The sequence below is a fragment of the Bradyrhizobium sp. ORS 86 genome (assembly GCF_045571475.1).
Taxonomy (GTDB): domain Bacteria; phylum Pseudomonadota; class Alphaproteobacteria; order Rhizobiales; family Xanthobacteraceae; genus Bradyrhizobium.
Window position 1 is genome coordinate 6,107,312 of the sequence record NZ_CP120699.1, and the last position, 13,148, is coordinate 6,120,459.

Below are 13,148 nucleotides of genomic sequence, written 5' to 3' on the forward strand. Positions count from 1 at the left end.
AAGTGCTTCCCGGGAATCGATGGTGATGCGGCGCAGAGTCTGTTTCGCGCTCCTGCTGGGCGCTGGCCTGATGCTGGGCTGGCATGGGCGCGCCGTCGCCGCACCGGAGCTGGTGCAACTCGCGCAAGCGCAACCCGCACCGGCGCCCGCCCCTGCCGCCACTCCTGGTGCAGCTCCGGCAACGCCCGCACCAGCAACGCCAACGCCTGCCGCCACACCACAGGCCGCGGCGCCCGAGCCGATCGGCAACGTCGCAACTATGACCGGCACCGCCACCGTCAAGCGCAACAACACCACGACGCCGCTGCAGATCCGCGACGACATCTTCGCCAATGACGAGGTCGCGACATCGGCGACCTCGTCGCTTGGCATCACCTTCACCGACGGCACCACCTTCAATCTGCGCGCCAACGCCAAGATCACGATCGACAACTACGTCTACGAGGACGGCGGCCAGCAGAACAACGCGCTGTTCAACGTTGCCAAGGGAACGGCGGCGTTCGTCGCGGCGGCGGTCGCCAGGACCGGCAACATGAGGATCTCGACGCCGACGGCGACGCTCGGCATTCGCGGCACAACGGGCCTCGTGGAGGTGCCGGAAGGCGCCAATGCGACCGGCAACAATGTCGGCATCAAGCTCTATCCCGACGCCGACGGGCATGTCGGACGGATCGAGGTCAGCGACCGCAGCGGCGCCTCGCTCGGCGTGCTGACGCGCGGCGCGAGCGGATTTGCCATCCGGCCGGGCACCGGCGGCGCGCGCTTCGCAGCAGTGCCGTTGACGATCTCGCCGCAGCAGATGGCGCGCGACCAGGGCTTCGTGCGCCAGGTCCACACCGCGCAGACCCTCGGCCGCCAGGTTGTCACCGAGCAGCGCGACTTCCGCCGCGCCAATCCAGACTTCCGTCGCACCAATCCGACCGCGCCCTATCCGAACCGTGGCCAGCCGGTGCAGCCGTCCCCGCAGCGACAGAACGGATTGCCGGGCCAGAACCGCAATGCGCCGCAGCAGCCGGGTCAGCAGAATCGTCAGCCCGGTCAGCCGAACCGCCCCGGCCAGCCGCAGCAACCGGGAGCGCCCGGCCGGCAGGGCTCGCAGCAGCCGGGCACGCAACAGCAGCAGGGCGCCGCGCAGCACAGCCTGCCCGGCCAACCCGGCGGCGCGGCACTGCCACGCGCGCCGGGCGTGCAGACCCCGGCCGGACAGCAACCCGCGGGACAGCAGCCGAGCCGCGAGGGCGGCGTGCGCCAGCCCGGCGGACAGCAGGCGCCCGGAGGTCAGGGCGGTCCGCAACCGGGTCGCACACAGCAGCCGCCGGGCGGCGTGCGCGAGCCGAGGCAGCCGGGCATTCCACGGCAAGGCGCGGTGCAGCCTGTCCCACCGATGCAGGGCCAGCCCCGACAACCGGGCACGCAGCAGGCCGCACCGGGCGCCCGCCTGCCCGGCATGCAACGGCCGATACAGCCCCGTCCCGGCTTCCAGCAACGGCGACCGCCGGCGCCGAGGGCCACCAAGCCGCCGCCGAGACCGAGGCGACAGAACTAAGCGGCGCGGTGCAGCCAGTCACGCACGCGCTGGATCAGGTTCTTGCGCAGGGCGGTCGCAGGCTCGCCAGCGGACGGCGCGATCTCGATTGCCTCGCGAGCATCCGGCGTCGCGTCTGGTGTCGCCACGGCCGGCGCATCGGGTTCGCTTCGCATCGCAGCCTGTAACGCAATCGGCCCGACATTTTCCAGGAACGCACGCTCATAGCCGCGCGACAAACGCGCGAGCGCCTGCTCGAGCGGTAGCCAGTCCACCTCCCTGACATCGCTCATCAGCGCGCGCACCGGCTTGCCGCAGGCCTCCATGCGCCAGTAATGCACGACCTTGGAGCGGCCTCCCGACTCATAGACCAGCGTGCCGAGGAATTCGTGCACCTCGACGGCGTGGCCGGTTTCCTCCAGCACCTCGCGCTCGGCAGCAACGCGCGGCGTCTCGCCGTCATCGAGCTTGCCCTTCGGCAACACCCATTCATTGCGCTTGCGCAGGCGCACGACGGCAAAGCGCGGCGGCGCCTCCCGCCGCAACACAATGCCCCCCGCCGCCAGAACAGGCGCCCGCGCCATCTCGTGCCTAAGGTGTTTGCGATTTACGATCGTCGTACGACGATCGCATCCATCATAGAGACGCGCGATGGAAAAAGCGAGATCACGTCACAGGCTTCCGCAGCAGCGGCTCGCCGCATTTGATCCGTGTTCCTTCCGCAACGTTGTCGCAGAACTCGAAATTGTCCGGCGCAAGCACGATGATGGTCGAGCCGTGCTCGAACCAGCCGAGCTCGTCGCCCTTCTTCACATGCGCGTCGCAGGGGAAATCGACCGGGCCCTTCGTCTGCGCATTCAGCGTGAGGTCGAGGAAGTGCAGGCGCAGGCTTGCCACCAGAATGGCGGCGACCGGAACCAGCGTCAGCGCCTCGCCGGTCGAGAGCCGCGCGCGCAGCACCGCGCGCTCGTTCTTGCAGAACAACCGCTCGATCCGCTTCAGCGCGATCGGATTGACGTTCCAGACGTCGCCATGGATGAACGTGACCTTGTCGACGGTGAGGTCATAGGGCGCATGGAAGCGGTGATACATGCTCGACGTCAGCCGCAACGTGACGAAGCGGCCGTTCTCGTGCTGCTCGACCAGCGCGGGATCGCCGAGCAGATCGAGCAGCGAATAAGGCGCGCCCTTGACCTGGAACAGCTCGGTGTCCTCGATCCGCCCATGCGCGCCGATGATGGCATCGGAAGGGCTCGCGATGATGGCGGGATCGGCGGCGACCGGACGCAGGCCCGGCTTGAGCTCGCGGGTGAAGCAGTCGTGCAGGCTCCTGAACTCGGTCTTTTTCGCCTCCGACAGGTCGAGGTCGGAGAACAGCTTCCAGCAGGCGATCGAGGCGTCGCGCACCAGCGGGTTCTCGATCTTGGAGAACCAGCCCATGAAGCGGGTCAGCGCGGCCCGCGGAATCCGGTTTGTGAGCAGGAAATTGAGGTCCTCCTGCTGGGTGAATGCCGAGATCAACCCCTTCACTGTCATGAATCTGTTAGGTGCTGACGCTAGCGCTTCTCGCATGGAAACATCCCTTCCGATTCTCTCGCTGTCCGCCGCCGCGCTTGCCGGCGCCGCCGCAGCGTTCCCCAAAATTCAAGCCCGCATCGCGCTGTCGCGCGCCAAGCACCGCTCGCTGACCGGACATTCCAAGATGTCCAAGCTGGTCGCGCGCATGGTCCCCAAATACGAATTCGACATCGACGGGTTCTTCCGCTCTGACGGCGCGCCGTCCGAGGTGGCGACGCAGCGCCAGGACGGCTTCTTCCGCCTCGCCGGCCTCTACCAGGACCGCTACCCCAAGGGCCGCGCGCTCACCGCCGAGGTGTCGGACCGCATCTCCGACCTGCAATTCACCGAAGCCTACCGCGTGCCGTTCCAGTACAGCCGCCTGGTGCGCGAGCACCTGAGCACCTCGGCGTTCATGCAGCAGTCGTCCGGCGTCACCGTCACCGACCTCGACGGCAATGTGCTCTACGACCTGACCGGCTCCTACGGCGTCAACATCTTCGGCAACGATTTCTACAAGGAATGCATCGCGGAAGGCGAGAAGCGTGCCCACGTGCTGGGACCAGTGCTCGGCCCCTACCACCCTGTTATTGCCGACAACGTCAAGCGCTTGTGCGAGATCTCCGGGCTCGACGAGGTCTCGTTCCACATGTCCGGCACCGAAGCCGTGATGCAGGCGGTGCGGCTCGCGCGCTATCACACCCGGCGGACGCACCTCGTTCGCTTCGCCGGCAGCTATCACGGCTGGTGGGGCGACGTGCAGCCCGGCGTCGGCAACCCGGTGTCCCCGCACGAGACCTTCACGCTCGCCGAGATGTCGGAGAAGACGCTGCACGTGCTGCGAACCCGCAAGGACATCGCCTGCGTGCTGGTCAATCCGCTGCAGGCGCTGCATCCGAATTCCAACGCGCCCGGCGATTCCGCGCTGGTCGACTCCTCGCGCTCCTCCCGGTACGACCGCGCCGCCTACACCGCGTGGCTGAAGCAGCTCCGCGAGGTCTGCACCGAGCGTGGCATCGTGTTGATCTTCGACGAGGTGTTCGTCGGCTTCCGTCTCGCCGCCGGCGGCGCCCAGGAGTATTTCGGCGTCAGGGCCGACATGGTGACTTACGGCAAGAGCCTTGCCGGCGGACTTCCGATCGGCGTGGTCTGCGGCCGCAAGGACCTGATGCGGCGCTTTCGCGACGACCGTCCGGCCGACATCTGCTTTGCCCGCGGCACCTTCAACTCGCATCCCTATGTGATGACGGCGATGGACGAGTTCCTGAGCCGGCTCGCCAGCCCGAACTTCCGCTCGATCTATAACGGGCTCGAGGAGACCTGGAACGGCCGGGCCGAGGCGCTGAACGATCGGCTCAAAGCGCAAGGCTTGCCGGCTCGCGTCGGCAACATCTCGTCGATCTGGACGGTCTATTACACCGAGCCGTCTCGCTATAACTGGATGCTGCAATACTATCTGCGCGCCGAGGGGCTGGCGCTGAGCTGGGTCGGCACCGGCCGGCTGATCTTCACGTTGAACTATAGCGATGCCGACTTCGCCGAGGTCGCCGACCGCTTCGTCGCCGCCGCCGAGAAGATGCAGCGCGACGGCTGGTGGTGGCACAAGGCCGGCCTCACCAACAAGACCATCAAGCGGCAGATCCTGAAGGAGATGGCTGCCGCGAGGTTCGGGCGCTGAGGCCTTAGCGATTCTGACAGATCTCCAGCCTTCCTTCGCCTCTCCCGCTGGCGGGGCAGGCCGGATCGCATCGCCAGATGCGATCCGGGAGGGGGCTCTCTCCGCACGAAGATTTCGACTCGCGGCGACACCCCCGCCCCAGCCCTTCCCCGCAAGCGGGAGAGGCACCGCAGTGCGGTCGTGGCTAGCAATTCGGCTTGATCGCTTCACAAGAGCCCTAAGACGTAGATGCCCGGGACGGAACCCGGGCATGACGCAGATCGGGGAGATTCTTGCACCAACGATCAGGCGTGCTTCTCTTCGAGCTCGCCGACCAGATGCAGACCCGGATCGATCAGCTCGCCCTTCATCAGGAACAGCGGCGCCTTGTGATAGAGCTTCAGATCGTTGAAGGGGTCGGTAATGATCTTGGTCATCCAGACAAGGCCGGTCTCGACGTCGCGGATGAAGAACAGGTGGATGGTGCGGAACAAGAGGCCGCCGATGCCGACCACCAGCCAGATCTTGGCGACCTGACGCGCGAAGTCGGTCATCGTCACCCACGGCTTGAACAGGCCGAACAGCGTCGGATCGACGTACAGCACCATCGGCGAAGCCGCCCAGATCGCCATCAGGACCACCTTGCGCTGCAAATTGTAGCCGACCTTGATGTCTTCCTTGTGCTCGTGGGTCGCCTGGTTGACGTGGTCGTAACCCTTCGGCTCGAAGAAGAAATGACCGGCCTGGCGCGAGGTCATCGACACCAGCCAGCCGACCAGCGCCGACACGACCGGATCGAAGAACAGCATTACATAGGCGAACAGGAAGCTCAGCGCGCTGACGAAGTGCAGGCTCTGGTTAATCCGGCTGTGATGATAGTAGCGGTGGTCATCCCAGCGCTGGGTACGCAGCTCTTGCAGGAAATTCTTGATCATTGGTTCCCCCAACATCTTTCGGGACATGGCTTACTGAGATTCGATGTAGCGCGTGTGACATCATCATAATGACATATGACAATGCGGAGCGACGCCTTGACGCAACGGCTGTGGCCTCGTCGGGAGGCGCCGCCGCGAGCTGGACGCCTCGACAGATCAGAAAGCCTTAGGCGGCCTTGGCCACCTCGGCCTTGCGGAAGCGGACCAGCGAGAAGTGACCGAGCGGCGGGATCAGACGGCGCTCGGCGAGCTCGATGCCGCGGGCGCCAGACAGCCACTTGGTGTAGCGCGACCAGGCGAACTCGGCGGTGCGGAAGCCGAGCGGACGCACCACCGGCTGCAGCGTCTGCTCGATGAAGCGGCGCATGCCGGCATCGGCGCTGACACGGGTCAGGATGATCAATTCGCCGCCCGGGCGCACCACGCGCGCGAACTCGTCGAGTGCGGCTTCCGGATTCGGCACCGCCGACAGCACGTATTGCGCCATCACCACGTCAAACGAGTTGTCCGGGAATTCGAGCTTCTCGGCGTCCATCACGGCCAGCCCCTCGACATTCTTCAGGCCATATTCGGCGACGCGCTTTCTGGCCTTGTCCAGCATCGCTTCCGAGATGTCGGTGCCGAAGATGCGCACATTCTGACCATAGAGCGGCAGCGAGATGCCGGTGCCGACGCCGACCTCGAGCACGCGGCCACCGATCTTGTTGGTGGCCTGGATCGCGGCCTGCCGGCCCTTGCTGAACACGCCGCCGAACACGAGGTCGTAGATCGGCGCCCAGCGGTCATAGGCCTGCTCGACCGTCTCGCGGTCGAAGTCCAGGGTGCGGTTGGCGTCCAGCTTGATGATATCAGCCATGGATAGTCTCTCGTCTCTCGTTCGATTGAGCTGTTAGTTCGGAACCGCGGTCCGGCCGGCGACGCGGCGGGCGGGCCGCGGCGCGCGGCTCGGCTGCAACGTCGCCAGATTGCCGATGAACTGACGCGCACTGTTGTCCCAGGAGCGCTCCAGCGCGAAGTTGCGACAGGTCTCGCGCGACATGGTCAACGCCCGCAGGCAGGCAGCGCGCAAATCGTTATCGATCGCTCCGATCGGATGATCGGCGATGACATCCTTCGGGCCGGTGACCGGGAACGCCGCCACCGGCGTGCCACAGGCCAGCGCCTCGAGCTGCACGACGCCGAACGTGTCGGTGAGGCTCGGAAACACGAACACATCGGCAGCGGCGAGATGCGAGGTCAGGTCCTGGCCCTTCTTCTCGCCGAGGAAAACCGCATTCGGATATTTCTGTTCCAGCGCCGCCTTCTGCGGCCCATCGCCCACCACGACCTTGGTGCCGGGCAGGTCGAGCGACAGGAAGGCGTCGAGATTCTTCTCCACCGCGACGCGGCCCATGGTCATGAAGATCGGCCGCGGCAGCTCGAGCCTGGCCGGCTGGTCCGGATTGAACAGCTTGGTGTCGACGCCGCGGGTCCAGAAGCCGAGCTTGCGGAAGCCGCGCTCGGTGAGTTCCTGCCGCAACGAGTCGGTTGCGACCATTGTCATCGAGGCCGCGGCGTGGAAGTGGCGCAACACCGCGTAACCGACGCTGTCGGGGATTCCGGTTCGCACCGACACATATTCCGGGAAGCGCGTGGTGTATGATGTCGTGAAGGCAAGCTTGTTGCGCCGGCAATAGCCGCGCACGGCCCAGCCGATCGGCCCTTCGGTCGCGATGTGGATCGCCTCGGGCGCGGCCTCCTCGATCCGGCGCGCGATCTCGCGCCGGTTTGGCAGCGCCACGCGCAGACCGGGATAGGTCGGGACGCCGATCGACCGAAACCCGTCGGGGGTCAGGAAGGTGATCTCGGCGCCGAGCCCGGCGGCGCTGCGCGCCAGCGAGGTCAGCGTCCGGACGACGCCGTTGACTTGCGGATGCCAGGCATCGGTCGCCACGAGTATGCGCATAGCAGGAGATCCAGATCGTTAACTTGATTCTGCTCGCACGACGTTCTGACATTGATGTTTCAAACGTATGACGTCATCGAAATGTAAGGTTCTTTTTCAACCGCATAGCGCCGGTTTCGTGTAACGTGACAGTAAGATGTCAGAGCAGAGTGGAAGTCTCGGTGCGGCGCGCCGCAGGGTCAGGCGAAGAAACTCGTCGCTGCTGATCCTCGCGGCCGGCATCTTCGTATTCGCGCTTGCGGCCGGCGCGCTCTATTACGGTTTGCGTCCGGTAACGTTGCGGATCGCGGTCGGGCCGCCCGGCAGCGACGACGTCAAACTGATCCAGGCCTTCGCGCAGACCTTCGCACAAGACGGCAGCGCGGTGCGGCTGAAGCTGGTCGCGACCCAGGGCGGTTCCGACAGCATCGCCCAGTTCGGCGCGAACAAGGTCGACCTCGCGGTCGCGCGCGGCGACCTCAACCTGCCGACGGCCGCGGAGTCGGTTGCGATCCTGCGCAAGAACGTCGTGGTGCTGTGGGCACCGTCAGGCACGAAGGGCGGCAAGCGGTCGGCGAAGATCAAGAGCATCGATGAACTCGCAGGCCACAAGGTCGGCGTGATCGGCAGCACGCAGGCCAACGTCACACTGCTGCGCGTGATCCTGACCGAATCCGGAGTCAACCCGGACAAGGTCGCGATCAGCCAGTATCCGATCCCCCGGATTTCCGAGCTCGCGCACGACGCTTCGCTCGACGCCTACATGGCCGTGGGCCCGCTCGACAGCAAGGTGACGGCCGATGCCATCGGTGCAACCGCAACCGCGCGCGGCGAACCGATTTTCCTGCCGATCGACGTCTCGGAGGCAATCGCACAGAAGCATCCGCTCTACGAGTCCGAGGAGATCGCAGGCAGCATCTTCTCGTCATCACCGGCGCGGCCCGCGGACAAGGTCGAGACGGTTGCGGTCAATCACCTGATCGTCGCGCAGCATGCGTTACATGAGGCCACCGTCGGCGCGCTGGTGCGCCAGCTCTTCACGCTGCGCTTCCAGGTCGCCCGCGACGCGCCGGCCGCGGCCAAGATCGAGAAGCCCGACACCGACAAGGATGCCGCGCTGCCGGCGCATCTCGGCGCCGCCGCCTACATCGACGGCACCGAGCGTACCTTCCTCGAGAAGTATTCGGACTACATCTGGGGCGCGATTTTGCTGCTGTCCGGCATCGGGTCGGCCGGCGCCTGGCTGCGCCACTACGTCAGGCGCGATGAGCGCGAGGAATACATCATTCATCGCGACAACCTGCTCGAGCTGATCGCGAAGGTCCGCGGCGCCGAGACCGCGGAAGAACTCGCGACGATGCAGGCCACTGCCGATGCCCTGCTGCGCGAAGCGCTCGACTGTTACGACGACGGTGCGATCGAGGAAGGCGACCTGTCGGTGATCGGGCTGACGCTCGAACAATTCCACCACGCCGTCGCCGACCGCCGCGCCGCGATCGGCGGCGACAAGCCGGGCGTGCCGCGGCTGCGGGCGTAGTCAGATCGCATCGAGAAGCTTGCGCCGCCGTCAGGATGCCGCAGATCGCTTGGCCGCGATGCCGCTCGCGGCAATGCCAAGCGGCGCCATGCCCTGGAGCGGCTCGACCGCATCGTCCGGCTCGAGCCGCTTGCGCGCGACGAAGGAGAAGCGGCTGCGCAGCTTCAGGATCGGCTTCTCGATCCAGTGCCATGAGAACGCCGCGAACATCGTGATCAGCAGCAGCGCGACGGCGAACTGAATGATCAATGGCGCGTGCGGCAGCCACACCTTCACCACCTGCTGCATCGGAAATCCATACAGATAGATCCCGTAGGAATAATCGCCCTTGGAGAACAGCGGCAGGCGCGGCAGTTTCGACACGCCAAGAAACGCTGTGATGTAGACCAGCGCCGGACAAACCAGGGCATTGAGCACGGGCTGGGTCATCCAGTCTGCCGACCCGAGCAGCGCAACCACCGCGCAGAGCGCGCAGCAGGCGGCCAGAATGCGGCCGTCATGGGGAATACGGTTGCGATAGAGATAGATCGCGATGCCAAGAATGAAGGCGACCGGCAGTTTCGCGCCACGTCCGAGGAAGGGCGCCGTGCTGAAGATCTTGTCGTGCAGCGAGCCGGCGACGCCGGCAGGCAGCTCCGAGGGCTGCGCCGTATGCCCGGTGACCTGGAGCGCAAGGCCGATCCCCACCAGCACGACAGCACCGAGGACGATGGCCGACGGCTTGCGCAACAGTCCGAACACGATGAACACCGTCATCAGCGCGTAGCAGCCATATTCGAACGGCACGGTCCAGAGCGAGCTGTTGACCTCCGGCGCGGGATTGCCGGCGAACACGCCCGGCAGGACGTAGTTCACGAGGCCGACGATGTTGGTGAAGTATTTGTAGGTGCCGGCGCTGCCAAAATAGTCCGACAGCGGCAGCGCGGTGAAGATCGGTCCGAGGATCAACGCCGACAGCACGATCTCGACCGCGAGCGCGGGAACGATCCGCATTCCGCGGTTGACCAGAAACTCCTTCAGGCTGAGCCGCAGGCCGCTCGCTGCGATCAGAAATCCGCTCAACGCGAAGAACATCACGAGAATGGCGTATTGCGGAAACCAGACGATCCACATCTGCTCGGGCGCGCTGCCGCCCGTGGCGACATAGGGCGTATGGGCCGCGACCACCGAGATCGCCAGCGTGATACGCAGGAAATCGAATCCGGGACCGAAGCCTTTTTGCTGATCCAGCATGCTGCCGATCGAGAGGCCCTGCATCATTTCGTCTCCGTCCTCAAACCACGCGTTGGGACAGCAAGGGCCGTGCCAAGGACATTTGTCCTGAGCTGGTACACCTCCCGGTAACCTTGGTTTAGCCGCGCGACGAAACACGCGCGAAACATTGCCTAACGCGACGAAACCATTTTGGCGATTTCGTGCAAACGTCCTGAAACGCCTCACCTGTACTGATTTGCACCAACGACGCGCCGCAATGGCGCGCAAGGCGCAAACAACAGGGGTCGACAATGTTCAATTCGATGAAGCTGAACTCGCGTCTCGCTGCCGCCGCGCTTGGTGCGCTGGCGATTGGCACCGTTGCCTTCTCCGCTCCCGCAGCAGCCGCTCCGCTGCCGCTCTTCCCGTTCATCCTGCTGCCGCCGACCCAGGCCGTGCCGCCGCCGGTGCAGTCGGAACCGCAGGTGCAGGATGAAGGCCGGACCGCCGAGCTGCCGCCACGGTTGCGCCGCCAGATCGTCGACTATCCGACCCGGGAAGCGGCCGGCACCATCATCATCGATACCCCGCACACCTACCTTTACTATGTGCTCGGCGGCGGCCGCGCGATCCGCTATGGCATCGGCGTCGGCCGCGACGGCTTCACCTGGTCGGGCACCCAGACCATCACCAAGAAGGCGGAGTGGCCGGACTGGACCCCGCCGCCGGAAATGATCGCCCGCCAACCTTACCTGCCGCGCCACATGGCCGGCGGCCCCGGCAACCCGCTCGGCGCCCGCGCGATGTATCTCGGCGGCACCGTCTACCGGATCCATGGAACCAACGCGCCGGAGACCATCGGCACCCACGTCTCCTCCGGCTGTCTGCGCCTCACCAACGCTGATGTCATCGACCTCTATTCGCGGGTCAGCGTCGGCACCAAGGTGATCGTGCTGCCGATGACCGACCGCCGCGCCGATCTCGGAACAGCCGTGCGCTGAACCGGATAGCATGGACATCGTAACGGCCCCGGCGTCGCGCCGGGGCCGTTGTCATGTTGGGGGCCGTTAACCGCTTCGCCGCCGCCAGTTAACCTGTTCGCCGCATTGATGGCAGGCGACGCGTTCCGCCCCCGAGAGAGCTTGATCCGGCCACACTGGCGCCCTGCTCGGCAGGCCTGTACAACCGGCGTCACTTTCATTTCATCCGGGGGGATGATGCGTCTGCCGATGCATCCAAGGACAATATTGCTCGGGATCGCGGTGCTGGCGGTCTCGTTCGTGGTCAGCCTCAAGGCGATGGACTGGCTCGCGCCCCGAGCCACGGTGCCGAAGCCGCCGCTTGCGCAATTGCCACCGCTGCCACCGGCGTCACGCTCGTCGACGGTCGCGGCCAAGGTTACCGTCGCGCTGTCGGCGATCCGCGACGCCGCCGAGCGCGGCGCCCCGAAGACGTTTGCCGGCAAGGTCAACAATCCCGCCACCCAAATCCTGGAGAACGCCGATATCGGCTGGACCGCCTCGCGCGGACCGATCGCGGTCACCGGCGCCCAGGACGTGCTGACGCTGGCGACCCCGATCGATGGAGCGCTCAAGGTCACCGGCTCCTTGTCGGCCAAGGCAAGCGGCGCGGTCGGCAACGCGCTCGGCAGCCTGCTCGGCGCCAATGTCGCCAAGCAGATCGGCGCGGTGAACATCAAGCAGATCAACGCCAACGCCGACATCAAGGGCAACGTCACCCTCACCTCGCGCCCGAAGCTCGGCGCATCCTGGCGGATCGAGCCCAACCTGCAGGCGCAGGTCAATCTCGACGACTCCAGCCTGTCGGCGGCGGGTGTCCGCGTCAGCGTGCCGGCCCAGGTCAAGCCGGTGATCGACAAGACTGTCGCCGATCAGATCGCCGCGGTGGAAGCGAAGCTGCACAACGATCCGACCTTCGAGAACAATGCCCGCGCCCAGTGGGCCAAGGCCTGCCGCTCGATCCCGCTGCAGGGCACCGGCGGGACCTCGTCGATGCCACCGATGTGGCTCGAGCTGCGGCCGACCAGCGTGATCGCGGCCCAGCCGAAGGTCGATGCGTCGTCGATCAGCATCACTATGGGGATCCGGGCCGAGACCCGCATCACGGAAACCCAGACCACCCCGAATTGTCCCTTCCCCGAAAAGCTCTCCATCGTGCCACCGATGTCGAGCCAGGTCTCGATCGACCTGCCGGTCGATCTGTCGTTCACCACGCTGACCCAGCTTGTCGAGGAGCAGCTCAAGAACAAGACCTTTCCGGAGGACGGCTCCGGCCCGGTCGACGTCACCGTCAAGCATGCGAGCGTCGCTGCCTCCGGCGATCGCCTGCTGATCTCGCTGTTGGTGCACGCCAAGGAAAAGACGAGCTACTTCGGCCTCGGCGCCGAGGCCAACGTGTATATCTGGGGCCGGCCCCGTCTCGACGAACAGGCACAGACGTTGCGGCTGACGGATGTCGAGCTGGCGGTTGAATCCGAGGCGGCCTTCGGCCTGCTCGGCGCGGCCGCGCGCGCGGTGGTCCCGCATCTGCAACAGGCGCTCGCCGATCGGATGGTCGTCGACCTCAAGCCGTTCGCGAGCAACGCGCAACGGAAGATCGCCGCCGCCGTCGCCGACCTGCAGAAGAACGAGGAAGGTATTCGCGTCGACGCCGACATCACCAGCATCCGCCTGGCCGGCATCGATTTCGATTCGAAGACGCTCCGGGTGGTGGTCGAAACCGAAGGCACCATCAACGCCGCCGTGAGCGCGCTGCCGGCGCTGTAGGCCGCGGACGCGAACCACCATCCGATACCGGCA

At 65.8% G+C, this 13,148-nt stretch carries 11 protein-coding genes; 5 read left to right on the forward strand and 6 right to left on the reverse strand.

The genetic code is table 11. The annotated features are described in order from the left end of the window. The first annotated feature begins 25 nt into the window (after positions 1 to 25). Positions 26 to 1,546, forward strand: coding sequence for a FecR domain-containing protein (locus P6U25_RS28130; RefSeq protein ID WP_407148011.1), 1,521 nt, complete (start codon positions 26 to 28; stop codon positions 1,544 to 1,546). On the opposite strand, the gene P6U25_RS28135 is transcribed toward P6U25_RS28130, so the two are convergent. Then, positions 1,543 to 2,109, reverse strand: coding sequence for an NUDIX hydrolase (locus P6U25_RS28135; protein WP_407148012.1), 567 nt, complete (start codon positions 2,107 to 2,109; stop codon positions 1,543 to 1,545). The genes P6U25_RS28130 and P6U25_RS28135 overlap by 4 nt on opposite strands. Positions 2,110 to 2,191: 82 nt before the next feature. Beyond that, positions 2,192 to 3,061, reverse strand: coding sequence for an archaetidylserine decarboxylase (asd, locus tag P6U25_RS28140; RefSeq protein ID WP_407148013.1), 870 nt, complete (start codon positions 3,059 to 3,061; stop codon positions 2,192 to 2,194). Positions 3,062 to 3,095: 34 nt separating this feature from the next. Here asd and P6U25_RS28145 point away from each other — a divergent pair, with 34 nt between their 5' ends. After that, on the forward strand, positions 3,096 to 4,760 hold the full coding sequence (locus tag P6U25_RS28145; protein WP_407148015.1) for an aminotransferase class III-fold pyridoxal phosphate-dependent enzyme: 1,665 nt from the start codon (positions 3,096 to 3,098) through the stop codon (positions 4,758 to 4,760). A 284-nt stretch (positions 4,761 to 5,044) separates the two neighbouring features. Here P6U25_RS28145 and P6U25_RS28150 read toward each other — a convergent pair whose 3' ends face one another. From P6U25_RS28150 to P6U25_RS28160, 3 genes are all read right to left on the reverse strand, one after another. Then, on the reverse strand, positions 5,045 to 5,674 hold the full coding sequence (locus tag P6U25_RS28150) for a hypothetical protein (RefSeq protein ID WP_407148016.1): 630 nt from the start codon (positions 5,672 to 5,674) through the stop codon (positions 5,045 to 5,047). 166 nt (positions 5,675 to 5,840) lie between these two features. Further along, entirely contained in the window at positions 5,841 to 6,530 is a 690-nt protein-coding gene (locus tag P6U25_RS28155; RefSeq protein WP_407148018.1) for a methyltransferase domain-containing protein, read from the reverse strand. Between the two features lie 33 nt (positions 6,531 to 6,563). Next, the gene (locus tag P6U25_RS28160) at positions 6,564 to 7,619 is read right to left on the reverse strand and encodes a glycosyltransferase family 4 protein (RefSeq protein WP_407148019.1); all 1,056 of its coding nucleotides are present in this window, start codon (positions 7,617 to 7,619) and stop codon (positions 6,564 to 6,566) included. A gap of 136 nt (positions 7,620 to 7,755) precedes the next feature. Here P6U25_RS28160 and P6U25_RS28165 point away from each other — a divergent pair, with 136 nt between their 5' ends. Continuing rightward, positions 7,756 to 9,135 (forward strand): TAXI family TRAP transporter solute-binding subunit, encoded by a 1,380-nt coding sequence (locus P6U25_RS28165; RefSeq protein WP_407148020.1) that lies wholly within the window; start codon positions 7,756 to 7,758, stop codon positions 9,133 to 9,135. A gap of 30 nt (positions 9,136 to 9,165) precedes the next feature. Here the strand turns inward: P6U25_RS28165 and P6U25_RS28170 are convergent, their stop codons facing one another. Continuing rightward, positions 9,166 to 10,395 (reverse strand): acyltransferase family protein, encoded by a 1,230-nt coding sequence (locus P6U25_RS28170; protein WP_407148021.1) that lies wholly within the window; start codon positions 10,393 to 10,395, stop codon positions 9,166 to 9,168. 245 nt (positions 10,396 to 10,640) lie between these two features. On the opposite strand from P6U25_RS28170, the gene P6U25_RS28175 reads away from it, so the two are divergent. Both P6U25_RS28175 and P6U25_RS28180 read left to right on the forward strand, forming a co-directional pair. After that, entirely contained in the window at positions 10,641 to 11,330 is a 690-nt protein-coding gene (locus P6U25_RS28175; protein ID WP_407148022.1) for a L,D-transpeptidase, read from the forward strand. A gap of 216 nt (positions 11,331 to 11,546) precedes the next feature. Then, positions 11,547 to 13,115 carry a DUF4403 family protein gene (locus tag P6U25_RS28180; RefSeq protein WP_407148024.1) on the forward strand — a complete coding sequence of 523 codons (1,569 nt, stop codon included), beginning with the start codon at positions 11,547 to 11,549 and terminating at the stop codon, positions 13,113 to 13,115. The last annotated feature ends 33 nt before the right edge of the window (positions 13,116 to 13,148 follow it).

What these genes read in the sequence shown, in the direction of transcription:
- P6U25_RS28130 (WP_407148011.1), top strand. Translation starts at nt 26, where the DNA reads ATGCGGCGCAGAGTCTGTTTCGCGCTCCTGCTGGGCGCTGGCCTGATG.
- P6U25_RS28135 (WP_407148012.1), bottom strand. Translation starts at nt 2,109, where the DNA reads ATGGCGCGGGCGCCTGTTCTGGCGGCGGGGGGCATTGTGTTGCGGCGG.
- asd (WP_407148013.1), bottom strand. Translation starts at nt 3,061, where the DNA reads ATGACAGTGAAGGGGTTGATCTCGGCATTCACCCAGCAGGAGGACCTC.
- P6U25_RS28145 (WP_407148015.1), top strand. Translation starts at nt 3,096, where the DNA reads ATGGAAACATCCCTTCCGATTCTCTCGCTGTCCGCCGCCGCGCTTGCC.
- P6U25_RS28150 (WP_407148016.1), bottom strand. Translation starts at nt 5,674, where the DNA reads ATGATCAAGAATTTCCTGCAAGAGCTGCGTACCCAGCGCTGGGATGAC.
- P6U25_RS28155 (WP_407148018.1), bottom strand. Translation starts at nt 6,530, where the DNA reads ATGGCTGATATCATCAAGCTGGACGCCAACCGCACCCTGGACTTCGAC.
- P6U25_RS28160 (WP_407148019.1), bottom strand. Translation starts at nt 7,619, where the DNA reads ATGCGCATACTCGTGGCGACCGATGCCTGGCATCCGCAAGTCAACGGC.
- P6U25_RS28165 (WP_407148020.1), top strand. Translation starts at nt 7,756, where the DNA reads ATGTCAGAGCAGAGTGGAAGTCTCGGTGCGGCGCGCCGCAGGGTCAGG.
- P6U25_RS28170 (WP_407148021.1), bottom strand. Translation starts at nt 10,395, where the DNA reads ATGATGCAGGGCCTCTCGATCGGCAGCATGCTGGATCAGCAAAAAGGC.
- P6U25_RS28175 (WP_407148022.1), top strand. Translation starts at nt 10,641, where the DNA reads ATGTTCAATTCGATGAAGCTGAACTCGCGTCTCGCTGCCGCCGCGCTT.
- P6U25_RS28180 (WP_407148024.1), top strand. Translation starts at nt 11,547, where the DNA reads ATGCGTCTGCCGATGCATCCAAGGACAATATTGCTCGGGATCGCGGTG.